Annotated in this window: 20 protein-coding genes; 12 read left to right on the plus strand and 8 right to left on the minus strand. The window is 64.2% G+C overall.

All coding sequences use genetic code 11. The features are described 5' to 3' along the window. The first annotated feature begins 109 nt into the window (after positions 1-109). From V1288_RS19260 to recN, 7 genes are all read left to right on the plus strand, one after another. Positions 110-1,102 (plus strand): D-alanine--D-alanine ligase family protein, encoded by a 993-nt coding sequence (locus V1288_RS19260; protein WP_334358533.1) that lies wholly within the window; start codon positions 110-112, stop codon positions 1,100-1,102. Positions 1,103-1,414: 312 nt separating this feature from the next. Beyond that, the gene (locus V1288_RS19265) at positions 1,415-2,401 is read left to right on the plus strand and encodes a cell division protein FtsQ/DivIB (protein WP_334358534.1); all 987 of its coding nucleotides are present in this window, start codon (positions 1,415-1,417) and stop codon (positions 2,399-2,401) included. Beyond that, the gene (ftsA, locus tag V1288_RS19270) at positions 2,398-3,717 is read left to right on the plus strand and encodes a cell division protein FtsA (RefSeq protein ID WP_334358535.1); all 1,320 of its coding nucleotides are present in this window, start codon (positions 2,398-2,400) and stop codon (positions 3,715-3,717) included. Before V1288_RS19265 ends, ftsA begins: the two co-directional genes overlap by 4 nt. An 88-nt stretch (positions 3,718-3,805) precedes the next feature. Continuing rightward, positions 3,806-5,596, plus strand: coding sequence for a cell division protein FtsZ (gene ftsZ, locus V1288_RS19275; RefSeq protein ID WP_334358536.1), 1,791 nt, complete (start codon positions 3,806-3,808; stop codon positions 5,594-5,596). Between the two features lie 350 nt (positions 5,597-5,946). Continuing rightward, a complete protein-coding gene (lpxC, locus tag V1288_RS19280; RefSeq protein ID WP_334358537.1) occupies positions 5,947-6,906 on the plus strand; it encodes a UDP-3-O-acyl-N-acetylglucosamine deacetylase in 960 nt (319 codons plus the stop codon). 329 nt (positions 6,907-7,235) lie between these two features. Then, positions 7,236-8,144, plus strand: a complete 909-nt coding sequence (locus V1288_RS19285) for an outer membrane protein assembly factor BamD (protein ID WP_334358538.1) — start codon at positions 7,236-7,238, stop codon at positions 8,142-8,144. A 13-nt stretch (positions 8,145-8,157) separates the two neighbouring features. Further along, a complete protein-coding gene (recN, locus tag V1288_RS19290; RefSeq protein ID WP_334358539.1) occupies positions 8,158-9,828 on the plus strand; it encodes a DNA repair protein RecN in 1,671 nt (556 codons plus the stop codon). A gap of 90 nt (positions 9,829-9,918) precedes the next feature. On the opposite strand, the gene V1288_RS19295 is transcribed toward recN, so the two are convergent. Further along, on the minus strand, positions 9,919-10,206 hold the full coding sequence (locus V1288_RS19295; RefSeq protein WP_334358540.1) for a GIY-YIG nuclease family protein: 288 nt from the start codon (positions 10,204-10,206) through the stop codon (positions 9,919-9,921). A gap of 125 nt (positions 10,207-10,331) precedes the next feature. On the opposite strand from V1288_RS19295, the gene ligA reads away from it, so the two are divergent. Beyond that, positions 10,332-12,479, plus strand: coding sequence for an NAD-dependent DNA ligase LigA (ligA, locus tag V1288_RS19300; protein WP_334358541.1), 2,148 nt, complete (start codon positions 10,332-10,334; stop codon positions 12,477-12,479). 5 nt (positions 12,480-12,484) lie between these two features. Here the strand turns inward: ligA and V1288_RS19305 are convergent, their stop codons facing one another. Both V1288_RS19305 and V1288_RS19310 read right to left on the minus strand, forming a co-directional pair. After that, entirely contained in the window at positions 12,485-13,768 is a 1,284-nt protein-coding gene (locus V1288_RS19305) for a multidrug effflux MFS transporter (RefSeq protein WP_334358542.1), read from the minus strand. A 378-nt stretch (positions 13,769-14,146) separates the two neighbouring features. Further along, entirely contained in the window at positions 14,147-15,982 is a 1,836-nt protein-coding gene (locus V1288_RS19310; RefSeq protein ID WP_334358543.1) for an aminopeptidase P family protein, read from the minus strand. A 188-nt stretch (positions 15,983-16,170) separates the two neighbouring features. Between V1288_RS19310 and V1288_RS19315 the strand changes: the two genes are divergently transcribed. Continuing rightward, entirely contained in the window at positions 16,171-16,359 is a 189-nt protein-coding gene (locus V1288_RS19315; protein ID WP_334358544.1) for a hypothetical protein, read from the plus strand. A 5-nt stretch (positions 16,360-16,364) separates the two neighbouring features. Here the strand turns inward: V1288_RS19315 and V1288_RS19320 are convergent, their stop codons facing one another. Together V1288_RS19320 and V1288_RS19325 are read right to left on the minus strand one after the other, a co-directional pair. Further along, positions 16,365-17,255, minus strand: a complete 891-nt coding sequence (locus tag V1288_RS19320; RefSeq protein WP_334358545.1) for a 50S ribosomal protein L11 methyltransferase — start codon at positions 17,253-17,255, stop codon at positions 16,365-16,367. Positions 17,256-17,583: 328 nt separating this feature from the next. After that, positions 17,584-19,185, minus strand: a complete 1,602-nt coding sequence (locus tag V1288_RS19325; RefSeq protein ID WP_334358546.1) for a phytoene desaturase family protein — start codon at positions 19,183-19,185, stop codon at positions 17,584-17,586. Positions 19,186-19,353: 168 nt separating this feature from the next. On the opposite strand from V1288_RS19325, the gene V1288_RS19330 reads away from it, so the two are divergent. The 3 genes from V1288_RS19330 (at position 19,354) to V1288_RS19340 (ending at position 22,590) form a co-directional block, all read left to right on the plus strand. Continuing rightward, the gene (locus V1288_RS19330) at positions 19,354-21,639 is read left to right on the plus strand and encodes a spermidine synthase (RefSeq protein WP_334358547.1); all 2,286 of its coding nucleotides are present in this window, start codon (positions 19,354-19,356) and stop codon (positions 21,637-21,639) included. A gap of 63 nt (positions 21,640-21,702) precedes the next feature. Continuing rightward, entirely contained in the window at positions 21,703-22,128 is a 426-nt protein-coding gene (locus V1288_RS19335; RefSeq protein WP_334358548.1) for a YeeE/YedE family protein, read from the plus strand. Positions 22,129-22,131: 3 nt separating this feature from the next. Further along, positions 22,132-22,590, plus strand: coding sequence for a DUF6691 family protein (locus tag V1288_RS19340; RefSeq protein WP_334358549.1), 459 nt, complete (start codon positions 22,132-22,134; stop codon positions 22,588-22,590). Between the two features lie 27 nt (positions 22,591-22,617). On the opposite strand, the gene V1288_RS19345 is transcribed toward V1288_RS19340, so the two are convergent. The 3 genes from V1288_RS19345 to V1288_RS19355 all read right to left on the minus strand — a co-directional run bounded on the left by V1288_RS19345 (position 22,618) and on the right by V1288_RS19355 (position 25,300). Beyond that, on the minus strand, positions 22,618-23,403 hold the full coding sequence (locus V1288_RS19345) for a L,D-transpeptidase (RefSeq protein WP_334358550.1): 786 nt from the start codon (positions 23,401-23,403) through the stop codon (positions 22,618-22,620). Between the two features lie 215 nt (positions 23,404-23,618). After that, a complete protein-coding gene (locus V1288_RS19350) occupies positions 23,619-24,380 on the minus strand; it encodes an ABC transporter permease (protein WP_334358551.1) in 762 nt (253 codons plus the stop codon). Further along, a complete protein-coding gene (locus V1288_RS19355; RefSeq protein ID WP_334358552.1) occupies positions 24,377-25,300 on the minus strand; it encodes an ABC transporter ATP-binding protein in 924 nt (307 codons plus the stop codon). The genes V1288_RS19350 and V1288_RS19355 overlap by 4 nt, the downstream gene beginning before the upstream one ends. Positions 25,301-25,334: the final 34 nt, after the last annotated feature.

Below are 25,334 nucleotides of genomic sequence, written 5' to 3' on the forward strand. Positions count from 1 at the left end.
GGCGATGCGAAGCATCGAACTCGGAATCTCGAGATTCCCCGATGCGCAATTGCGCATCTGAGGTCTGGTCCTTCGGACCATCCCGGAATGACGGATAGGAAGAGGTCGAATGCGGATTACCATTCTCTTTGGCGGCACGAACACGGAGCGACTGGTCTCGGTCGCGAGCGCCCAGGCGCTGCATCGGGCATTGCCGGAAGCCGATCTCTGGTTCTGGGACATTGCCGATACCGTGCATGAGGTCGCGTCGCAGTTGCTGCTCGGGCACGCGCGTCCGTTCGAGGATGAATTCAAACCCGGCAATCGCGGCCTGCCGCTCGAAGCGGCGCTCGACAAGGCGAAGTCCGAGGATCGCGTGCTGGTGCTCGGCCTGCATGGCGGCCGGGCCGAGAACGGCGAATTGCAGGCGATGTGCGAACTGCGGGGGATTCCCTTCACCGGCTCCGGTTCGGCGTCGTCCAACCTCGCCCTGGACAAAGTGGCGGCCAAACGATTCGCGGCGATAGCGGGCGTAGCAACGCCGGCCAGCGTCACCCTGGAACACCTCGACGCGGCGTTCGCCGAATACGGCAAGCTGATTGCAAAGCCGGCGCGGGATGGATCGAGCTACGGCCTGATCTTCGTCAATGCGAAGCAGGATCTTGTCGCCGTCCGCAACGCCGCCAAGACAGAGGAATATCTGATCGAGCCGTTCGTCTCGGGCGTGGAAGCGACCTGCGGCGTGCTGGAGCAGTCGGACGGCTCGATGTTTTCGCTGCCGCCGATCGAGATCGTGCCTGCGGATGGCGCATTCGACTACGCGGCGAAATACCTGCTGAAATCCACCCAGGAGATCTGCCCTGGACGCTTTTCGCCCGAGATCAGCACAGCCCTCATGGACCAGGCGCTGCGGGCGCACCGGGCGCTGTCGTGCAGCGGTTACTCCCGGACCGACTTCATCATCTCGGCGAAGGGGCCGGTTTACCTGGAAACCAATACCCTGCCGGGCCTGACGGCGGCCTCGCTCTACCCGAAGGCGCTCAAGGCCCAGGGCATCGAATTTCCGGATTTTCTGCGTGATCAGATCACGTTGGCTGAACGGCGCAGCCGGGAACGGGCGTGACCGGCCGGACGGCGCGTTAACAGGCCGTTAACCCGGAACTAACCTCGCCACGAGAATTGTTGCTAAAATCCTAAGAATTGTCCGGCAAACCACTCAAAAGACGGGCCAAAGCGCGTCACTGGCCCCCCGTTTTTACACTTTGTTTACCAGGAAGAACGAAGGTTAACGCTGGCGGCGCATGTGGCGCTTGGCTGCCGGGGCGTGCGCTGTTCCGACTTCAGGTCAGCACTTAAGTCCGGCACGGCCGAGACGTCATCTGAGCCAGCGCTCGCAAAAAAGCTTGCGGGAACAACACTTGGACAGGCTCGTGCAATGGATGGTGCAGGACGCCTCGGGCGGTCGCTGAGATCGCGGGGGCCCCAGGCTAACCTGAAAGCAGCCGCTATTGGAGCGGTCGTGCTGCTGCGCGAGCGGCTGGGCCGTCGCGCCCGTGTGCCGGCCAGGCCCGTAATCGATCGCGAGCCGACGAATCGCCTGGTCCTGCTGGTCGAACGTTACCTTCCGAACCGCGCCGGCGTCGCCTTGACCGTGCTGATGCTGCTCGGCAGCGCCGGCCTTGGCATCGTCAAGGGCGGTCATGTCGATGAATTCATGGTCGCGCTCAGTGACACCCGCAATGCGTTGGCCAATTCGGCCGGATTCCGCATCACGACGGTAGCCATCAATGGCCGCAAGCAATTGAGTCAGGACGAGGTGCTCGCGATCGGCGGCGTCAACGGCCGCTCCTCGCTGTTGTTCCTCGACGCCGCCACCGTGCGCGACAAGCTCAAGGCCAATCCGTGGATCGCAGATGCGACCATCCTGAAGCTCTATCCCGGTCAGTTGCAGATCGACATCGTCGAGCGCACGGCGTTCGCGCTGTGGCAGCAGGACGGCCGGCTGTCCGTGATATCGGAGGACGGCGCGGTGCTGGAGCCCTACGTTTCGCGCCGCTTCGTGACGCTGCCGCTGGTGGTGGGCAAGGGCGCCGACGTCAGGGCCCGTGACTTCCTCGCGCTGCTTGACCGCTATCCGCAGGTCCGCATCGTCACCAAGGCTGCGATCTTGGTCGGCGAACGGCGCTGGAATCTGCGGCTGAAGGACGGCCTCGACATTCGCCTGCCGGAGAACGACGTCGGCAATGCGCTTGCCGTGTTGAGCAAGCTCGACAAGGAAGACCGGCTGTTCTCGCGCGACATCGTCGCGGTCGACATGCGCCTGCCGGACCGCTTGACGGTGCAATTGTCTGAAGATGCGGCCAAGGCCCGCGAAGAACTGTTCAAGGACAAGAAACCCAAGAAAAAGGCCGGTGACGCATGACCGGCCTCGATCGCAATCAGACCCCGAAGACGCGCCCCGTCGACCACAAGCGCACGGCGCTGGTGGCGTCGCTTGATATCGGCACCAGCAAGGTCGCCTGCATGATCGCGCGGCTGAAGCCGTCGCCGCCGAGTGAGGCGCTGCGCGGCCGCACCCATGCGGTGGAATTGATCGGCTACAGCCAGATCCAGTCGCGCGGCGTCAAGGCCGGCGCGGTGGTCGATCTTGCCGAATGCGAGCAGGCAGTGCGGCAGACGGTGGCGCTGGCCGAGCGCATGGCCAAGGTCCGCGTTGAGTCAATATTGCTGTCGGTTTCTGGCGGCCGGCTGCAGGGGCAGCTTGTCGAAGCCGCCGCCGATATCAGAGGCGGCTCGGTCACATCAGATGACGTCACCCGGGTGACCTCCACCGGCATGCGCCACGCGACCGGGGAGGGGCGCACGGTGCTGCACGCGCTGCCGGTCGGTTACGCGCTGGATGGGGTCAAGGGTATCCGCGACCCCCGCGGCATGGTTGCGCGGCAGTTTGGCGTCGACATGAATGTGGTGACGGCGGATGCGACGGTCGCCCGCAATCTGATGCTGGTGGTCGAGCGCTGCCACCTCAATGTCGAGGCCATGGCGGCGAGTCCTTATGTCGCAGGCCTGTCCGTATTGACCGATGACGAAGCCGATCTCGGCGCCGCCGTGGTCGAAATGGGCGCCGGATCGACCACGATTGCGACCTATTCCGCCGGCCGTTTCGTCCACGCCTCGGGTTTTGCGCTCGGCGGCCAGCACGTCACGATGGATCTTGCACGCGGCGTCGGCGCATGCATTGCGGATGCCGAGCGAATCAAGACTTTATACGGGACCGTGCTGACCGGCGGGTCTGACGCGCGTGAGTTGATGTCCGTGCCCACCGCGGGTGAGGAACACGACGCTCCGCAGATTGTCTCGCGCGCCACGATCGCGAACATCGTTCGGCATCGCGCCGAGGAGATTTTTGAAATGGTCCGGGACCGGCTCGCGGATTCCCCCTTTGCGGCAGAGCCGCGGGCGCGGGTCGTCCTGAGTGGCGGGGCTTCGCAGCTCACCGGCACCGTGGAACTCGCCACCCGCATTCTCAACCGGCCGGTCCGGATCGGCCGGCCGCTCGGTTTCGGCCGGCTGCCCAACGAGGCCAAGAGCGCTTCGTTCGCGGTTCCGACCGGCCTCCTGGTCTACCCGCAATACGCTCATCTTGAACACGTCGAACCGCGGCATACGCGGCAGCTCAGGACAGGGACTGACGGCTATTTTGGAAAGGTCGGACGATGGCTTCGCGAGGGCTTCTGATGACCGGTCCTGTAACCAAACGAATTTCACCAAATCCCGCGGCCGCCGGCCGGGGCGAACCAACGCGCGCGTCGTAGGAGAGGCAACCATGGCACTCAATCTGACCCCCCCTGACATCAGCGAGCTGAAACCGCGGATTACCGTCTTCGGCGTCGGTGGAGCAGGCGGCAATGCCGTCAATAACATGATCACCGCCGGGTTGCAGGGCGTCGATTTCGTCGTCGCCAACACCGACGCGCAGGCGCTGACCATGTCGAAGGCCCAGCGCATCGTGCAGATGGGCACCCAGGTGACACAGGGCCTCGGCGCGGGGTCCCAGCCTGATGTCGGCGCGGCGGCGGCCCAGGAAGTTATCGACGAGCTTCGCGATCATCTCTCGGGCGCCAACATGGTGTTCGTCACCGCCGGCATGGGCGGCGGCACCGGCACCGGCGCAGCCCCTGTCATTGCCAAGACCGCGCGCGACATGGGCATCCTCACCGTCGGCGTGGTGACCAAGCCATTCCATTTTGAGGGCGCGCGGCGCATGCGCACCGCCGAGTCCGGCATTGCCGAACTCCACAAGGTGGTCGATACGCTGCTGATCATCCCGAACCAGAACCTGTTCCGGGTCGCCAACGAAAAGACCACCTTTGCCGACGCCTTTGCGATGGCCGACCAGGTGCTCTATTCGGGCGTCGCCTGCATCACCGATCTGATGGTGAAGGAAGGCCTGATCAACCTCGACTTCGCCGACGTCCGCGCCGTGATGCGCGAGATGGGCAAGGCGATGATGGGTACCGGCGAGGCGACCGGCGAGAAGCGTGCGCTGACCGCAGCCGAAGCTGCGATCGCCAATCCGCTGATCGACGACTCATCGATGAAGGGGGCGCGCGGCCTGCTGATCTCGATTACCGGCGGCAAGGACCTGACCCTGTTCGAAGTCGACGAAGCCGCCACCCGGATTCGCGAGGAAGTCGATCAGGACGCCAACATCATCGTCGGCGCCACCTTCGACGAGACGCTCGACGGCATCATCCGCGTTTCCGTCGTCGCGACCGGTATCGACCAGTCGCAGATCGCGCGCAACGCCGGCACTCCCGCCGTCGCCGCCCCGGCCACTGCCGCCCCGGCTTCGCCGGACTCCAGGCTGGCCGAACTGACCGCTCGCCTGCGCGCCGACAATGCGCGCCTGGCTGAACGCGCCCAGAAGCTCGAGCCGGCGCCCGGGACGCAGGCGGTTGCTTCTGCGCCAGCCCCAGCGCCCGCGCAACGCTCGTCCAACAATGTCGAGCGTGCCGCACTCGCCGCGATCGCAGCAGCGGTTGACACGCCGCAACAGGCGCCGATCCAGCCGGCGTCATATGGCGACGTCACCGTCCGCCCGATCGCGCAGAAGCCGACGCTGTTCCCGGATCACAAGGAGGCCGCCCGAATCGAGCCCGAGCAGCCGGCGACGCCCGAGACCTTCATCCCGCAGGCGGCCGAACGTCCGCCGGCCCGCACGCCGCGGATGCCCAAGTTCGAGGATCTTCCGATGCCGGCGCAGGCCGAAATCCGGCAGGCCCGCGGCGAGCCCGAGGAGGAACATCCGCAGAAGACCCGACTGTCGCTGCTGCAGCGGCTCGCCAATGTCGGCCTCGGACGCCGCGACGAAGAGACCGAGCCGCCGATCGCAGCGCGTGCCTCCGGCCCTTCGATGGCGCCGCTGCCCGAGCGCAAGCCGCAGCGGACCGTCACCCAGCAGATGGCGGCGAATCACGAACCGGTATCGGAGTACGCAAAACGCTCGGCACCGCAAGGCTTGGACGCCCATGGCCGCCCGGCACCTGTTGCGCCGGCGCCACAGGGTGACGACCATCTTGATATCCCGGCCTTCCTCCGACGCCAGGCCAACTGAGGTTTTGTAACAATTGCGGCAGCCCAAGGGGCTCCGGCTGACCAGCCGGAGCCCTTCTCTTATGCGTAGGGCCGAGCCTCGGCCGACCGCTCAACCAACTGATTTCAAATGATTAATTATTCATTGCGTGATCAGATATGACGGCTGAAACGGCGTCCGGCGGTGCCGGAATTTGGTTAACCCTTGGCGCGATTGCGGCAGAGATAGGGTAACAATCCGTAAAGAAGCGTGAGTTGGCGTGCTTTGGGAAATGACTATGGTCTGCCGTGACTTGGGGATGCCTAGAACGCGAATCGGCGGTCACGCGCGGTTCCCGTCTTTAGGTTAAGTCGGGTAGTGGGCAGTTATCGATGAAGTTCAGCCGTCAAACCACGCTTCGGTCGCAAGCCACCGTAACGGGTGTTGGCGTCCATTCCGGTTTACCTGTCAGCCTTACGCTCGGACCTGCACCTGTGGACGCAGGTTTTATTTTTGTCCGCACCGGCCTTGATGAGGCTGATCGCGAAGTTCCCGCCATCGCGGAATCCGTAACCGCCACCGATCTTGCGACCGTTCTCGGCGACCGCGAAGGCCCGCTGGTCTCCACCGCCGAACATGTGCTCGCAGCCTTGCGCGGCATGGGCGTCGACAATGCCATCATCGAAGTCGACGGTCCCGAAGTTCCGATCATGGACGGCAGCGCCGCTGCCTTCGTTGCCGCGATCGATCAGGCCGGCATCGTCACCCAGTCGGCCTCTCGCCGCTTCATTCAGATCTTGAAGCCGGTGCAGGTTGCGATCGGCGACAGCTTCGGCGAATTGCGCCCGCATGCTGGCGGGTTCCGTGTCGAGGTCGAGATCGACTTCGCCAATCCCGTGATCGGCCGCCAGAGTTTTTCGCTCGATCTCAACCCCGAAAGCTTCCGCCGCGAGGTTTCTCGCGCCCGGACCTTTGGCTTCATGAACGACGTCGCGCGGCTCTGGAGCGCCGGCTTTGCGCGCGGCGCTTCTTTTGAGAATACGGTGGTGCTCGACGACGCTCGTCTGCTCAACACCGAAGGGCTGCGCTTCAGCGACGAGTGCGCCCGTCACAAGGCGCTGGACGCGGTTGGCGATCTTACCCTGGCCGGTTTGCCGCTGCTTGGCGCTTACCGCTCGGTGCGCGGCGGCCACAAGCTGAACCACGCCGTACTGACGGCCCTGCTGGCCGATCGCAGCGCCTGGCGGGTGGTCGAGGCCGAACCGGCACGCCGTCCCCGCGGATATGTCGAGGCAGGCGCGGGCATGGTGGGCGGCTTGATCGCCCCGGCCTATGGTCCGGATGTTTCCTGACTTTCGCTTTGTGAAATGTCCTGACTTTCGCTTCGCTTGCGAAATGCACCGAGTTCGGCTGTGAAGGCCGGGCTTTTGTGTCGTACAGGCGCGTTTTCCGTAATAACCACAATCGGTAACGCTGCCGTCCAGCCGCCTTAATCCGGGCGAATTGGCTGCGTATTCGGTTGGTTGAGGACCATTTTTCGGCTACAGAGGCCCGCGGTTGCACGATAAGCGCCAAGGGCTCTTAAAGAAGTGGGCACGGGGAATATGGCTTCCATGACCGCGGTTCATGGACGGGCGGGCTCAGTCATCAACCGCATCAAAGGCGTCAGGTCACAGATTCCATGTCGGCACAGCGTATGACGCTCGATCCACGCAAATCACTTGGGTCTTCCAGCCTCGCGCGGGCCGGACGGTCGTTGCGGCTGGCGGCGGGCCTGATCGCGCTTGCCATTCCCTTGAGCGGATGCGGCACCGGCGCGCTCTGGGACAAGTTCGCCGCCAAGGACGACACCTTCAACGAGGAACCTGCGGACAAGCTCTACAATGAGGGCTTGTATTTGATGAACCAGCGCAAGGATAACAAGGCGGCGTCGAAGAAATTCGAGGAAGTCGACCGCCAGCATCCTTATTCCGACTGGGCACGCAAATCGCTGCTGATGTCGGCCTATTCCTTCTACAATTCCGGCGACTACGATAGCTGCATCGGCGCGGCGACCCGTTACGTCACGCTGCATCCCGGCAGCCCCGATGCGGCTTACGCTCAATATCTGATCGCGGCCTCGCATTACGACCAGATCCCGGACATCTCCCGTGACCAGGGGCGCACGGAAAAGGCGATCGCCGCGCTGGAAGAGGTGATTCGCAAATATCCGACCTCGGAATATGCCAACTCCGCCAAGGCCAAGCTCGAGGGTGCGCGCGACCAGCTCGCCGGCAAGGAATTGGATGTCGGCCGCTATTATCTGGATAAGCGCGACTTCACCCCGGCGATCAACCGTTTCAAGACCGTGGTCACGCGCTATCAGACCACCCGCCACGTCGAGGAAGCGCTCTACCGCCTCACCGAGGCCTATATGGCGATCGGCATCGTCGGCGAGGCGCAGACGGCGGCGGCCGTACTTGGACACAATTTTCCTGACAGCCGCTGGTACAAGGACGCCTATAATCTTGTAAAGTCGGGCGGTCTCGAGCCGAGCGAGAACAAGGGTTCCTATATTTCCAGGGCCTTCAAGAAATTGGGTCTCGGCTAGGAATTGACTTCGCATGCTGGCGCGTCTGTCGATCCGTGACATCGTCCTGATCGAACGGCTCGATATCGAATTCTCCCGTGGCCTCGCGGTGCTGACCGGCGAAACCGGCGCGGGCAAATCCATCCTGCTCGATGCCTTCGCGCTGGCGCTCGGCGGCCGCGGCGATTCGGGCCTGGTCCGCCATGGCGCGGAGCAGGGCCAAGTGACAGCCACCTTCGACGTCCCCAAGGCGCATCCGGCGGCAAGGATCCTGTCCGAGAACGGCCTCGACGATACCGGGGAAATGATTCTGCGCCGCGTGCAGCTCGCCGACGGCCGCACCCGCGCCTTCATCAACGATCAGTCGATCAGTGTGCAGACCCTCAAGGCCGTGGGCGCAGCGCTGGTCGAGATACACGGCCAGCATGACGAGCGCGCGCTGGTCGACGCCTCGACGCACCGGCAACTGCTCGACGCCTTTGCCGGGCTCGAGAAAGAGGTCGCCGCGCTGGAGACGCTCTGGGAAGCGCGGCGCACCGCCAACACCGCGCTCGACGCGCATCGCGCCAGCATGGAACGGGCCGCGCGCGAGGCGGACTATCTGCGCCACGCTGCCGACGAACTCAAAGCGCTGAAGCCGAAGGACGGCGAGGAGACGGCGCTCGCCGAACGGCGCACCATCATGATGCAGGGCGAGAAGATCGCAAGCGATCTGCGCGAGGCGCAGGAGGCGGTCGGCGGCCCCCATTCGCCGGTGCCGGCGCTGGCTGCCGCCGTGCGCCGCCTCGAACGCCGCGCCGCTAATTCGCCCGCGTTGGTCGAGCCGGCGGTGAAGGCAATTGATATTGCGATCAACGCGCTGGAAGAGGCCGACCAGCATCTCAGCGCAGCCCTGGTCGCGGCTGATTTCGATCCGGCCGAGCTGGAGCGCATCGAGGAGCGGCTGTTTGCGCTGCGCGCCGCCTCGCGCAAATATTCGACGCCGGTTGACGGGCTGGCGGCGCTCGCCGCCAAATTCGTCGCCGACGTGGCGCTGATCGATGCCGGCGCCGATCAGTTGAAGAAGCTGGAAGCCGCCGCCGATGAAGCCGATAGACGCTACGGCGCGGCTGCAGAGAAGCTTTCCGCGGCGCGGACCAAATCCGCCGAGAAGCTCAACAAGGCTGTCAACGCCGAACTGGCGCCGCTAAAACTCGAACGCGCAAAGTTCATGACGCAGGTCGAGAGCGACGCGAAGTCGCCGGGGCCGCAGGGCATCGACCGCGTCGAGTTCTGGGTGCAGACCAATCCCGGCACCAAGCCGGGCCCGCTGATGAAGGTTGCTTCCGGCGGTGAGCTGTCGCGGTTCCTGCTGGCGCTCAAGGTGGTACTGTCGGACCGCGGTTCGGCGCCCACGCTGGTGTTCGACGAAATCGATACCGGCGTCGGCGGCGCGGTGGCGGATGCGATCGGCGCGCGGCTGTCGCGGCTGGCCGGCCAGGTCCAGGTGATGGCGGTGACGCACGCGCCGCAGGTCGCCGCCCGCGCCAACCAGCATCTCCTGATTTCCAAGGACGCGCTCGACAAGGGCAAGCGCGTCGCCACCCGCGTGAACGCGCTCGCCGCCGACCTCCGCCGCGAGGAAATCGCCCGCATGCTTGCCGGCGCCGAGATCACCGCCGAGGCGCGGGCAGCGGCGGAGCGGCTGTTGCGCGCGGCGAGCTAGCTAGCCGTCATTCCGGGGCGATGCGAAGCATCGAACCCGGAATCTCGAGATTCCGGGTCTGGTCCTTCGGACCATCCCGGAATGACGAACTCAGGAGCAGATCGATTCGTATAAGTCATTCCACTGCGGGTTCTCCGCTTCAATCAACTGTATCTTCCAGCTCCTTTTCCACTTCTTGAGTTCTTTCTCGCGCGTAATTGCGGAAACAGGATCAGCGTAGACTTCGAACCAAACAAGCTGTGTAATATTGTATTTGGAGGCGAAGCCGGGGACTGCTTTTGATCGATGCTCGTAAACTCGGCGTACGAGATCGTTGGTTACGCCGATATAGATTGCTCCGTCCCTGCGGCTCGCGATGATATAAACGTAGTAGCTCATGATTGTCGCAAATTGCCTGTTATCAACCAGTCATTCCGGGGCGATGCGCAGCATCGAACCCGGAATCTCGAGCTTCCGGGTTCGCGCTTCGCGCGCCCCGGAATGACGGGGACTTAGTTTCCAGCATGATAGCAAAATCTAAAACAAAAACCCTGACCGACGTCGCAAAACTGACCAAGGCGCAGGCCAAGGTCGAGCACATGCGGCTGGCGCTGGAGCTCGAGGGCCACGACAAGCGCTATTATCAGGAAGACGCTCCTACCGTCAGCGACGCGGAATATGACGCCCTGCGGCAGCGCTATAACGCGATCGAGAAGCGGTTTCCCGAATTCGTCACGGCGGAATCGCCGTCGCAAAAGGTCGGCGCGGCGCCGTCGGGGCGATTCAGGAAGGTCCGGCACGCGGTGCCGATGCTGTCGCTCGACAACGCGTTCGCCGAACAGGACGTGCTCGACTTCGTCGGCCGTATCGAGCGTTTTCTCAAGCTCAGTGACGACAAGATCAATTTCTCGGCCGAGCCGAAAATCGACGGGCTGTCGATGTCGCTGCGCTATGAGGGTGGCGAACTTGTCACTGCCGCCACCCGCGGCGACGGCGCCGTAGGCGAGGATGTCACCGCAAACATCCGGACGCTGGAGGACGTGCCGCAAAAGCTGAAGGGCCGCAACGTGCCTGATGTCTGCGAGGTGCGCGGCGAAGTCTACATGACCAAGCACGCTTTTCTGGCGCTGAACGAACGCCAGAAAGCCGCGGGCGACACCATCTTCGCCAATCCGCGAAATTCCGCAGCCGGTTCGCTGCGCCAGAAGGATCCTTCGATTACCGCTTCGCGGCCGCTCGGCTTCTTCGCCTATTCCTGGGGGCAGATGAGCGCGATGCCGGAAAACACGCAGACCGGCATGATCCACTGGTTCGAGCGATGCGGCTTCAAGACCAACCCACTGACAAAGCTCTGTCACTCGGTCGAGCATCTGATCGCGTTCCATCGCAAGATCGAGGAGCAGCGCGCCGAGCTCGATTACGACATCGACGGCGTCGTCTACAAGATCGACCGGATCGACTGGCAGGAGCGGCTCGGCTTCGTCTCGCGCACGCCGCGCTGGGCCATTGCGCACAAATTCCCCGCCGAGCGCGCCATGACGGTGCTGCGCGACATCGAGATCCAGGTCGGCCGCACCGGATCGTTCACGCCGGTCGGCAAGCTGGAGCCGGTGGGCGTCGGCGGCGTCATCGTGCAGAACGTCACGCTGCACAATGAGGATTACATCAAGGGCATCGGCAACAAGGGCGAGCAATTGCGCGAGGGCCGCGACATCAGGCTCGGCGATACCGTCGTGATCCAGCGCGCCGGCGACGTGATTCCGCAGGTCGTCGATGTCGTGATCGACAAGCGGCCGAAGGGCGCGAAGGAGTTTCACTTCCCGAAGAAATGCCCGTGCCCGCTGCACACCGACGTCGTGCGTGAAGAAACGGCAACCGGGGAGGAGGGGTCGCGCGCCCGCTGCACCGGCGAGTTGGCCTGTCCGTTCCAGAAGATCGAGCACTTGAAGCTGTTCGTGTCGCGCCGCGCCTTCGATATCGATGGTCTCGGCGAGAAGCAGCTTCAGTACTTCTTCGACGAGGGATGGGTGAGGGAGCCTGCGGATATCTTCACGCTGCAAAAGCGCAACAGCAAGCTGAAGCTCGAGGAGATCGAGGGCTACGGCGAAACCTCGGTGCGCAATCTGTTTGCCGCGGTCGAGAGCCGCCGCCGTATCGCGCTGGAGCGCTTCATCTATGCGCTCGGCATGCGCCATGTCGGCGAGACCACCGCGCTGGCGCTGGCGCGCGGCTACGGTTCCTGGGACGCCTTCCACGATGCCTGCCTCAAGGTCGCCAACGGGGACGAGGAAACCATCGCCGAGATGGATGCGCTCGACCAGATCGGCGACACCGTCATCAAGAGTGTCGCCGCCTATTTCGGCGAAAGCCACAATCGCGGCGTCGTCGAGCGGCTGACGAAGGAAGTCACGATTGTCGACGCTGAAAGGCCGAAAAGCAATTCGGCGGTAGCGGGCAAGACGGTGGTATTTACCGGCTCGCTTGAGAAAATGACCCGCGATGAAGCCAAGGCCACGGCCGAGAGGTTGGGCGCCAAGGCGGCCGGTTCGGTGTCGAAGAAGACGGACTACGTCGTCGCGGGGCCCGGTGCCGGTTCAAAGCTTGCGGAAGCCAAGAAGCACGGCGTTGCCGTGCTGACCGAGGACGAGTGGCTAAAGCTGATCGGGGAATGACGAGCTTACAACATCCCCGACTCTTCCTCCTCGGCCTTCTTGATCAGTTCCTCGCTGACCACGACCGTTGGCCGCGGCACGAGAAAGAACATCGCCAACGCACACGCGATCGACAGGGCGAAGATCGCCGCCGTCAACGGCAGCGTGGTCGTGGAGTGGCCGCCGAGATAGGCGCCGAACTGCGAGACCAGCGCGCCGATGCCTTGCTGCAGAAACCCCATCGCGCCTGCGGCGGTGCCGGCGGCCTCGGGCCGCACGCTGATGGCGCCGGCCGCGGCGTTGTTCATCACGAAGGCGTTGGCGACCATCACGATCATCTGGGTGCCGAACAGCCAGAGCGGCGCCTGGTTGATGCCGCCGATGCTGAAGATCAGATTCAGCAGCGCACCGGTGAATTGCAGCGCCAGCCCGAACCAGATCAGCTTCTCCAGCGAATGGCGCGGCGCGAAGCGGACGCAGAACAGGTTGCCGACCAGATACGCAAATCCGGTTGTCGCGAACCAGGCGCCATATTCGGCGGTGGTCCGCCCCATCTGCGTCACCACAATGTAGGGCCCGCCGCCAGCAAAGGTGAAGATGATCTGCGAAGCCAGCACCTGGCACAGCATATAGCCGATGAAGGCGCGGTTGCGGATCAGCTTGCCGACATCGCCGCGGAAGCCGCCACCCGCGATGCGGTCGCCGCGCGTCTCGGGTAGCGCGATGGCGATCAGCACGGCGGTGCCGAGCGAAGCGGCCGTGATGAAATAGAAGATCGCGCGCCAGCCGAACGCGGTTTCCAGCAGGCCGCCGACGAGCGCGCTCAACATCTGCGCCACCATCATGACGGCGATCACGAGGCTGATCATCGAACTGATGCGGTCGCGGCTATAGAGATCACGGATGATGGCGCGGCTCACCACCATGCCGGTGGCGCCGCCGAGCGCCTGCAGGAACCGCGCGGCGATCAACTGCGGCAGCGTCTGCGCCAGCGAGCAGCCGATGCTGGCGGCCACCATCAGGGCGAGGCCCGCGAGCAGCACCGGACGGCGGCCGAACTTGTCCGACAGCGGTCCCATGATGAGCTGCGAGCAGGCGATGCCGACCATGAACAGCGACACCGTCATCTGCGCGACCCCGATGTCGCGGCCGAACGTCGTTGCCAGCACGGGCAAAGCCGGCACCAGCATGTAAAGCGAGATCGGCGCGACGCCGGTCATCGCGACCAGCATCAGCAGCATGGTTTTCGATGTCGCGACGGCGTTATTGTTCGCCGCCGCGCCGGGCGGTTTGCCCGCGACGCCGTGCATTCAGTTCAAATCCCTGTTCTTGGTTGAATCGGACTGTAGCGGGACGGCTCAGCGCGAATAGGGACGTTTCAGCATGCGGCCATGCTGAATTGGGGAGGCGGGTACGAGGCCGGGCCGCTGGATTCTACTTTGCATGGGGTTGTTTTCGCGGTTTTGTGTCCGGCGCCCGCGCCGTATCTCTGTAGCGGGCGGGCCGGCGAATTTCGTCACGCGCAACAAATTCGCTGTCATCACCCGCGAAAGCGGGTGATCCAGTATTCCAGAGACGTCAGTGATGAATCGATGAGCCGCGGCGTACTGGGTCCCCCGCCGGAGCCTGTCATCGGGCGGCGCATCGCGCCGACCCGGTGGCGGGGGACGACGACTGCGCGTGAGTGATCAAAGCGGCAGCATCGCTGCCGTCGCCTCATCCAGCCACAGCTTTGTGGCGCTGTCGTCGAGGTGGGGGCGCACGGCGCGGTTGACCCGCTCATGGTAATCGTTCAGCCATTTCAGCTCTGTCGCGCTCAGCATATTCACGTCGATCAGGCGGCGGTCGATCGGCGCCAGCGTCAGCGTCTCGAAGGCATTCACCGGCTTCTCCGCGCCTGGCACGTCGGTGCCGATGACGAGCTCGAGGTTCTCGATCCGGATGCCATAGGCGTCGGTCTTGTAATAGCCGGGCTCGTTGGAAAGGATCATGCCGCGCTTCAGCGGCGTGGTGCCGAGTTTTGAGATGCGCGCCGGGCCCTCATGCACCGAGAGATAGCTGCCGACGCCGTGGCCGGTGCCGTGCTCGAAATCGAGGCCGGCCTGCCAGAGATATTGCCGCGCAAAGGAATCAAGCTGCGCGCCGGTGGTGCCGTCGGGAAAGATCGCGCGCGCAATCGCGATGTGCCCGCGCAACACGCGGGTGAAGCGGTCGCGCATTTCGTCGGTGGGGTTGCCGATCGCGATCGTGCGGGTGACGTCGGTGGTGCCGTCTTCATATTGCGCGCCGGAATCGATCAGCAGGAGATCGCCGGGCGAAATCCGCCGGTTGCTCTTGCGGGTGACACGGTAATGCACGATCGCGCCGTGCGGCCCGGTCCCGGCGATGGTCGGAAACGAAACATCCTTCAGCGCGCAGGTTTGGCGGCGGAAGGTTTCCAGCGCCTCGACGGTGTCGATCTCCGTCAGCGCGCCTGACGGCGCTTCGCGGTCGATCCAGGCGAGGAAGCGCGTCAGCGCCACCGCGTCACGCTGGTGCGCGGTTCGCGTGCCTTCGATCTCGGTGAGATTCTTCACCGCCTTCAGCAGGCTCACCGGATCGTTGCCACGCACCGGTTTGCCCCCGGCGCCTGCGATCAGCCGGCTCAGCGCATCTGCGGCGGTCGCGCTGTCGAGGGCGATCGCGGCGCCGCTGCGCGCGAGCTCGGTCAGATCAGGCGCCAGCGCGTCGGGCTCCCGGACATCGGCTGCTTGTTCGAGATGGTCGCGCGTCAGGTTCGAAAGCTTGCGATGATCGATGAAGATGGTAGGGCGGCCGTCCTTCGGCACCAGCGCGTAGGACAAAGGCAGCGGCGTGTGCGAGACGTCGGCGCCGCGGATGTTGAAGGTCCAGGCCACCGCGTGGCTATCCGACAGTACCAGCGCCTCGACCCCGAGCTTGGCGATCTCGAGCCGGATCCGCTTGAGTTTTTCGGCTTCGATCTCGCCGGAAAACTGCACGCCATGAAGGGAAACGGGGCCGAGCGGCGGGGCCGGGCGCTCGGTCCACACCTGGTCCAGCGGGTTGCTGTCGACCGCGATCAGTTCCGCGCCGGCGTTGGTGCAGGCGGCGGCCAGGCGCTCGGCTGCCGCAGAAGTGTGCAGCCACGGGTCAAAACCGAGGCGGTCGCCGGCCGAAAGATGCTTGGTCAGCCAGTGTTCCGGCGGCGGATCGGCCAGCGGCTCGATATGCCAGGCCTTGCGGTCGACCTGCTTGGCGGCCTGCAGCGTATAGCGGCCATCGACGAAAACGGCAGCCTCGCGCGTCAGGACGATCGCCATGCCGGCCGAGCCGGTGAAGCCGCTGAGCCAGGCCAGCCGCTCTTCGGAGGCCGCGACGTACTCGTTTTGCTGCTGATCGGCGCGGGGAACCACGAAGCCGGTCAGCTTCCGCCGCGCCAGTTCCTCGCGGAAGCGGGCGAGCCGCGCGGTCAGCGCCACGCCGCCTTCGGGTTCTTCGAATGTCTGGAAATGGGCTTCGAACATCGCCTTGTCACTTTAGAGTTCGGTGGAGCGGTCCGCAATGCGGCCGAGTTGGCCACAATTTGGCATAATCCGTGCTTCACTATATCCGTCCGCGTTAGTCGGATGAACGGTTTTGCGGTGCAGGCTGTTCAGCTCAAGATGCCGGGAGGCCCCAGGAGTGTTTCATCTCAACGAAGAGGGGATACACCATGCCTGCTTTCACGTTTGAGAAAATTTCGCCGCCGGCCAACCGCGGCCCGATCCCGCCGGTCGCCAACAAGAAACAACGCGGCGTCATCGTCCAGATCCTCGACCGGTTCGTGGAAGCGCGCGTCAAACGATCGTTGAAAGAAGAAAAGGGCGTGACCGCCCGCAATCGGCGCAGACCGCCCGCGTAGAAATTTCAGTTCACCTTGCGCAGCAGGAGACTGCTCCAGCCTTCGATGCGAAGGTGCCGCACCGGCACCAGGCCACGGGCGCGATAGGCGGCGATGACGCCGGGCGCTTGAGGCGTCAGCAGGCCCGACAGAATGACCAGCGCCGATGGCGCCAGATGCCGCGCCATCGGCGCTGCCAGTTGCCGCAACGGATTGGCGAGGATATTCGCGAGCACCAGATCGAACGGCGCAGCAGCCACGAATTGCGGCGCGGAAAAGCCGGTGGCACGGATCGCCTGTACCAGATGGCCCGCCACGTTCAGCCGCGCGTTCTCGCGAGCGACCTGCACCGAGGGCGGATCGATGTCGCTTGCCAGCACCTTTTCATGCAGCGCCTTGGCGGCCGCAATCGCCAGCACCCCGGTGCCGGTGCCGAGATCGAGCACGCGGCGCGGCCGCCAGGCTTTCAGGACATGATCGAGCAGCAGCAGGCAGCCGCGCGTGGTGCCGTGATGGCCGGTGCCGAATGCCAGCGCCGCCTCGATCTCGATGCCGAGCTTGTTGGGCGCGACACGGTCGCGGTCATGCTGGCCGTGCACGACGAAGCGCCCGGCGGGGACGGGAACGAGGTCTTCGAGGCTGGCCTTGACCCAATCCTTGGCCTCGACCGTGTCGAAGGCGATGCCTGCGCCGATATCGCTACCTGCAGCATTGGTGACAAGTTCGCGCACCAGCGCCTGATCGGGCGCGTCGGCGAAGTGCATGGTAACGTCCCAGCGGCCATCCGGCCGTTCGAACGCGGCGATCGCGGCCTGGCCCTCAAAAAAAACTTCGGTCAGGACATCGACAACGCCTTTGGCTATGTGCTCGTCACCGATTGCAAAGCTGACGCGGTGTGTAGGGGCTATGGAAGTCATTGAAGGACCTGGAAAAAAGTAGAAAGAGGTGGATCGGGGAGTTGTCGACGAACTTCGTTACGAATCTCGAACTCGCTGAAGTGGGATTTTCGGGACCGGTGCGCCAAGCGCCGGCCCCGTCAATTCTTAGGCCGGGATTTGCGCACGCAATCTCCACCGACTATCCACAGCCGAGCTGGGCATTTGCCAACCCGCTATGCGCGAATCATCCACAGGCGCTGCGGCGAGGTTTCCACAGCCGCCACGGCAAGTTTTCGACAACCAATCCACAGGCTTTTCCTGCCGTTACCCACCGACTTTATACACATTGTCCCCACCCGCCGCATGATTATCCGAACAGCGCGCGATGATCGCGCAGGATGGTCCGCGCGGCGTTGTGGCCGGGGGCGCCAGTGACGCCGCCGCCGGGATGGGCGCCGGAGCCGCAATGGTAGAGCCCCTTCAGCGGCCCGCGATAATCGGCATGACCCAGCATCGGCCGCGCCGAGAACAATTGGTTGAGCGTCAAGGCGCCGTGAAAAATGTCGCCGCCGAGCAGGCCGAACTGCCGCTCGAGATCGAGCGGCGACAGCACCTGACGGCCGATCACGCTGGCCGCAAAGCCCGGCGCGAATTTGTCCACCGTCGCGATCATGAGATCGGCGACCTCCTCGCGATGATCGTCCCACGACTTTCCATCCGGCAATTCCGGCGCGACGTGCTGGCAGAACAGGCTAGCGACGTGCTGGCCTTTCGGGGCGAGCGAATCGTCGAGCGTCGAGGGGATCAGCACCTCCACCACCGGCTCGCGGCTCCAGCCATGGCTGCGCGCGTCCTGCCAGGCGCGATCCATGTAGCCGAGGCTGGGCGCGAGGATGATGCCGGCGGTGAGATGGTCGCCCATGCCGGGCAATGCGGTGAAGGAGGGCAGGGCGTTCAGCGCGACATTCATCCGAAACGTGCCGGAGCCATTGCGCCAGCGCGAGATGCGTTCGAGGAATTCCGGCGTCAGCGCGCCCGACGGCACGAGCCGCGTATACAGCAGTTTCGGATTGACGCCGGAGACGATGTATTTCGCGCGGATGGTCTCGCCATTGTCGAGGATCACGCCCGCGGCGCGACCGCCCTCGACGATCACTTCGCGCACACCCGCTTCCGTTTCGATCTCGGCGCCGTGCCCGCGCGCCGCGCGCGCCATGGCTTGCGTAATCGCGCCCATGCCGCCGATCGCGTGGCCCCATACGCCCTTCTTGCCGTTCACCTCGCCGAACGCGTGATGCAGCATCACATAGGCGGAGCCCGCCGCGTAGGGGCTGGCGTAATTGCCGACGATGGCGTCGAAACCGAACAGCGCCTTCACCAGGTCGTGCTCGAAACGCTCGTCCAGCATCTCGCCGGCCGGGCGCGTGAACAGGTCGAGCAGGTTGCGCTGCTGTTCGAGCGAAAGCTTGCGCAGGATGCCGGCCGTGCCCACCGCGTTGAAGGCTTCGCGGATCGCGCCGATCCCAAAGCCCTCGACGATGTTCGGCGGCGCGCGCAGCACGAATTGCCGCAGCACGTCGGCGATGGCCTCCAGCTCGCGCGAGAAAGCGTCGATACGTGCGGCGTCGCGCGGGTTGAGTTTTTCCACCGACTGTCTTGTGCGGCCCTCGCCGGTCAGAAGATAGCTGCCGTCGGGCGCGGGGAGGAAATTCTGCGCGCGGCGCTCGACGATACGCAGGCCGCGTTCGGCGAGTCTCAGGTCGGCAGCAATCTGTGGATTGAGCAGGCTGACCGTGTAGGCGGCCACCGAATTGCGGAAACCGGGATGGAATTCCTCGGTCACCGCGGCGCCGCCGATCGCCTTGCGGCGTTCGACCACTTTTACGCGCAGGCCGGCCATCGCGAGATAGGCGGCACAGGTGAGGCCGTTATGCCCCGCCCCAATGATGACAACGTCCGTCTCGTTCATGCCAGCTTCAGCTTCAAGAAGGTTTGATCGGGATAGGCGCGGCGCGCCGTATCCGTGCTTTCTTATCCTGCATTGCTCGCCGTGTCGCCCTGTGCTCCATTGCGCTCCTCCGGAGGCCCTGCCGGGCATCCCGCCACCGGCGCCCGCCGGTTTCCAGCCGGAGTTTTGATGACTTCTCCCGATCTGTCCGTTTCAGCGGACCAGCCTTCCGAAAGTCGGAACCGGCTGGTCCTGGTCGTTTACACCGCTGCGATTTTCGTCAGCGCGCTGCTGCTGTTTTCGGTGCAACCCTTGTTCACCAAGATGGTGCTGCCGCGGCTCGGCGGCTCGCCGGCGGTGTGGTCGGTGGCGATGGTGTTCTTCCAGTCGCTGCTGCTCGGCGGCTATGCCTATGCGCATTTCCTGATGCAGCTCCGCAACCGCACCGTTCCCGTCGCGGTCCATCTGGTGCTGCTCGTGGTGGCGATGTTGACGCTGCCGCTGTCGATTTTGAGCGGGTGGGGCGATCCGCCGACGTCAGGCTATGCGCTCTGGCTGCTCGGCCTGTTTGCGGTGTCGATCGGGCTGCCGTTCTTCGCGCTCGCCGCCAACAATCCGCTGCTGCAGGCCTGGTTCGTCCGCACCGGCCACCCCAACGGTCCCGACCCGTACTTCCTCTACGCTTCCTCGAATATCGGCAGCTTCCTGGCGCTGTTGTCCTATCCGGTGCTGCTGGAGCCGATGTTCACGCTGCGCATGCAAAACCTGATCTGGACCGGCGGCTATGGCCTGCTCATCGTGCTGATCGCAACCTGCGGCGTGTTGCTGCTGCGCTCGCCGGCGAAGGCGGCGGAACTGAACATGCCGGCCGACGATAGCGCCGCGCCGGCGCCGTCATGGATTTTACGCGCCCGCTGGATCCTCCTTGCCGCCGTCCCGTCGGGGCTGCTGATCGCGGTGACCGCGCATATTTCCACCGATGTCGCGGCGGCGCCCTTGCTGTGGGTGCTGCCGCTGTCGCTCTATCTCCTGACCTGGGTGCTGGTGTTCCAGTCACGGCCATTGCTCCCTCACAAATGGATGCTGCTGGCGCAGCCTTTGGCGATTGCCGGCGTCGTGGTGCTGCTGGCGGTCGGTGGCGAACAGAATTTGCTGCTGACGCTCGGCGGGCATCAGCTCTGCTTCTTCGTGATCGCGATGGCCTGCCACGGCGAACTGGCGCGGACGCGCCCGGCGGCGAAATATCTCACCGGCTTTTACGTTGCGCTCTCTTTCGGCGGCATGGTCGGCGGCCTCTTTGCCGGCCTGATTGCGCCGTTCACCTTCTCATGGGTTGCAGAGTATCCGATCCTGTTGGCGCTGGCAGCGCTATGCCGGCCGCCGGGCGGCGAACGCCTGCCGCGATGGAGCGCGTGGTACTGGCCGTTCCTCGCGGTGCTGGCGGTGGCATTGATCGCGCCCGCCTGGTCGACTGGAAAATGGTTCAACTGGTTCGAAGATCATCGCGTCTGGGTGATCGGCGCGGTCGGTGTGCTGGCGGCGCTGCTGGCGCTTGCGCTTAACGCCAGCCGCTGGAAGATCTTTGCCACCGTCGTGGTGGCGCTGGTGCTGCTGCGCGCGTATCCCTCCGACGACGGACGGGTCGAGACGGTGCGCAGCTTCTTCGGCGTCCACAAGATCGTGGTGACGTCGAACGGCCAGTATCACGTGCTGATGCACGGCACCACGATCCACGGCGCCGAGAAGTTCAAGAACGACGACGGCACGCCGGTCACCGGCCAGCCGGAGCCGATCACCTACTACCACAAGGACGGCGGCATCGGTCAGGCGATTACGGCGATCCGCGAGCGCAAGGGCGCGCCGTTGCGTGTGGCCGTGATCGGGCTCGGCTCCGGCACGCTGGTCTGCGCCTCCGAGCCCGGCGAGGACTGGAAATTCTTCGAGATCGACCAGTCGATGGTCGATACCGCGCGCGACCCGAAATATTTCACCTACATCCATGTCTGCGAACCGAATCTGGAGCCCGTGATCGGCGATGCGCGGCTGACCTTCGCGCGCGAGCCCGACGGCGTCTACGACCTGATCATCGTCGATGCCTATTCCTCGGATGCGATCCCGATTCATCTGGCGACCGAAGAGGCGATGGAAATCTACAAGTCCAAGCTCGCGCCGCAGGGGGCGGTGGTGATGCACGTCTCCAACCGGCATCTGGAATTGTCGAGCGTGGTCGTCGGCATCGCCGACGCCAACGACCTGAAGAGCTGGGTCTACAGCGAGGATTCCGGCCGCGACAATGAATACATCTTCTCGACCTCGGTCGTGGTCTCGGCGCGGGAAGAGGCCGACGTCGGCAAGCTGGCGTCGTCGGATCAATGGGCGCTGACTGAAGCCGAAGACAACCAGCGGGTCTGGACCGACGATTATTCCAACGTGCTGGGTGCGGTATGGCGGCGGCTGAGAAAGGGCGAGGAATAGACGGGTTGCGATCGGGCAAGCCGCGCCTATGATCGGGCGTGCTCCAATGAACGGAAGTCCGCCATGGCCAATTTCACTCCCGTATCCGCCGCGATCGGCGGCGTGCTGATCGGGCTTTCCGCCGTCCTGCTGATGTTGTCGACCGGCCGGATCGCCGGGATCAGCGGCATCTTCAGTGGCCTGTTGAATGTGCGCGGCGAGGACAAGGGCTGGCGCATCGCTTTCATCGCCGGACTCATTCTCGTGCCAATCCTCGCCGGCCTGATCGGTTACGGAATGGCGCCGCCCAAGCTGCCATCGAACTGGGCCGTCATTGTCGCGGCAGGACTGCTGGTCGGGTTCGGCACCCGGCTTGGCGGCGGCTGCACCTCCGGTCACGGCATCTGCGGAATAGCTCGGTTGTCGCCGCGTTCGATCGCCGCCACGATCGTCTTCATGGTGACGGCGGTCATCACGGTGGCGATCACCCACCACGTGTTGAGAGGTTGAGCCATGTGGATCATCGCTCCCTTGATTTGCGGCCTGATCTTCGGCGCTGGCTTGTTGATTTCGGGCATGGTGCAGCCGGCGAAGGTTTTGGGTTTTCTGGATATCTTCGGCGCGTGGGATCCGAGTCTCGCGGTGGTGATGGCTGCGGCGCTCGCAGTGTCGGTGCCCGGCTTCAGGCTCGCCGATCGCGGTGCGCGGCCCTGGTTTGCCGGAGAGTATTTCCGGCCGGGCAAATCGGGAATCGATCTGCCGCTGCTGGCGGGTGCGGCGATGTTCGGAGTAGGGTGGGGCCTTGTAGGCCTGTGCCCGGGACCGGCGCTGGAAAGCCTTGCGACGCTATCGCCCGGAATCATCGTTTTCGTCGTGGCGATGGCGGCCGGGATGATGGCGCACGACGCCTGGCAACAGTCGCGGCTGACGGCGCAACGCGACCGCATGCTGGCGAGCGCGACTGACGGTTAGGATCGCGGCCGCAAAAAATTCGCCCGGTCAGTCCTGGTAGGTGAACAGCCCGCGCGGCTGATAAGTCTGCCGCGGCTGATAGTAGTAGCCTTGCGGCGCCGGTGCATAGCCGCGGTTGCCGTAATATTGCTGCTGCTGCTGATAGGCCTGGGTGTCGTAGACGCGGCGGCTGGGCGGCGCGGGATAGCGCGCTTCGTTCGAAGAACCATCGGCGGGATAGATATAGCCGTCGTCGGCCCGGGCCTGCGGCGCCACGCGCTGCTGCTGCGGTGTGATCACGACGGGATCGCCGACGGCGTCGTATTGCTGCTCATATTGCGGCAGCGGCGCGCGGCGCGCGACGGCGGTGTTGCCGCGTGGCCGCGGATTGCGCGCCAGCGCGACCTGGGAGGAGCCGGTCAGCGTCACTGTGGTGTTGAGCACACCTTCCTGCTTCACCAGATCCCAGAGCTTTAAGGCATTCTCGCGCGACAGTCGCACGCAGCCGTGCGAGGCAGGGCTGCCGAGACGGTTGACGGAATCGGTGCCGTGAATGGCGTGGCCGATCTTGGTGAAGAAGATCGAATGCGGCATCGGCGCGTCGTCGAATTCCTTGGAGTAGTGGTCTTCTTCCATCCGGAAGGCGCGGAAGCTGCCGCTCGGCGTCTCGTAGGAAGGAAGACCTGACGACACCGGCCACCGGTAGCGCTCGACGCCGTCGACAGCGACGGTCATCTGCTGGTTATCCTTATCGACGGTGATGGCTACTTTGGCTTGGGCTGCGCCCGCGGCAAACAGCGTCAGCGCGGTGACGGCAATGAGGAAGGAACGCATGTTACCGTTGGCCTCCAGGCCCCTGTACTAAAAACCGCCGGCTCTCCGTCCCCCCGGGCATCAATATGCCCGGAAACCGGTACTGGTTCCAGTAGCCTGCGCCTGCAATCGTTAACGCCGCCCGCGGCGCAAACAAGGCGGCAGGACGGCGCAGGCCTGCTGCGACGCTGACTTTTTCGCGAGCGGAGGATGGGGGCCGGGCTACGAGGCAGGTGTCAGTTCTTCAGTCGGTATCCGGTCCGGAAAATCCACCACACCAGGGCCATGCAGATGGCGAGGAAGCCGAGCGTCATGCCGAGGCTTAAGCCCACGCTGACATCGGCGATCTCGTAAAAACTCCAGCGGAAGCCCGAGATCAGATAGACCACGGGATTGAGCAGCGTGATGGTGCGCCAGCCCGAGGGCAGCATGTTCACGGAGTAAAAGCTGCCGCCGAGGAAGGTCAGCGGCGTCACCACCAGCATCGGGATCATCTGCAGCTTCTCGAACCCGTCGGCCCAGATGCCGATGATGAAGCCGAACAGGCTGAACGTCACCGCCGTCAGCACCAGGAAGGTCAGCATCCACACGGGATGATGGATATGCAGCGGTACGAACAGCGCGGCGGTGGCGAGGATGATCAGGCCGAGAATGATCGATTTGGTCGCCGCCGCGCCGACATAGCCGATCACGATCTCGAAATAGGAAATCGGCGCCGACAATATTTCATAGATGGTGCCGACGAATTTAGGAAAATAGATGCCGAACGAGGCGTTGGCGATGCTCTGCGTCAGCACCGACAGCATCACCAGCCCGGGCACGATGAAGGTGCCGTAGCTGACGCCCTCGACCTCGGTGATGCGCGAGCCGATCGCGGCGCCGAACACCACGAAATAGAGCGAGGTGGAGACCACCGGCGAGACGATGCTCTGCAGCAGCGTGCGCCAGGTACGGGCCATTTCGAACAGATAGATGGCGCGGATCGCACGGTAATTCATGGCGCCCTCACCAGGCTGACGAAGATGTCTTCCAGCGACGACTGGCGGGTATCGAGGTCCGAGATACGGATCCCCGCGCTGCGGAGATCGCCGAGCAGGCTGGTGATGCCGGTGCGGTCGCCCTTGGTGTCGTAGTCATAGATGACCGCGTGGCCGTCGTCGCACAGTTCCAGATTGTAGGCCGCGAGCGAGGCGGGGATCGCATCGATCTTGCCTTGCAGATGCACCTTCAGTTCCTTCTTGCCGAGCTTCTGCATCAGCCCGGCCTTGTCCTCGACCAGGATGATCTCGCCCTTGTTGATGACGCCGATGCGGTCGGCCATCTCCTCGGCTTCCTGGATGTAGTGCGTGGTCAGGATGATGGTGACGCCCGAGGCCCGGAGCGCGCGTACCACATCCCACATACCTTTGCGCAACTCGACGTCGACACCTGCGGTGGGTTCGTCCAGGAACAGGATCTGCGGCTCATGCGACAGCGCCTTCGCGATCATCACGCGGCGCTTCATGCCGCCGGAGAGCGTGATGATCTTGGAATCTTTCTTGTCCCATAGCGACAGGTCCTTCAGCACCTTTTCGATATGGGCCGGGTTCTTCGGCTTGCCGAACAGGCCGCGGCTGAAGCTGACGGTCGCCCACACGGTTTCAAAGGAGTCGGTGTGCAGCTCCTGCGGCACCAGCCCGATAAGCGAGCGCGCGGCGCGATAATCCCGGTTGATGTCATGCCCGCCCACCGTAACGCTGCCCTCGCTCAGATTGGCGATGCCGCAGACGATGCTGATCAGCGTGGTCTTGCCGGCGCCGTTCGGACCGAGCAGCGCAAATATCTCGCCGCGCTTGATGTCCAGATTGATTTTGTTCAGCGCCTTGAAGCCGGAGCCGTAGGTTTTTGAGAGATTTGAGACGGATATGATAGGGGGCATCGCGAGCATGGCAGTCTGAAACGGAAAATGGGCG

This window comes from Bradyrhizobium sp. AZCC 2176 (assembly GCF_036924645.1).
GTDB lineage: Bacteria > Pseudomonadota > Alphaproteobacteria > Rhizobiales > Xanthobacteraceae > Bradyrhizobium.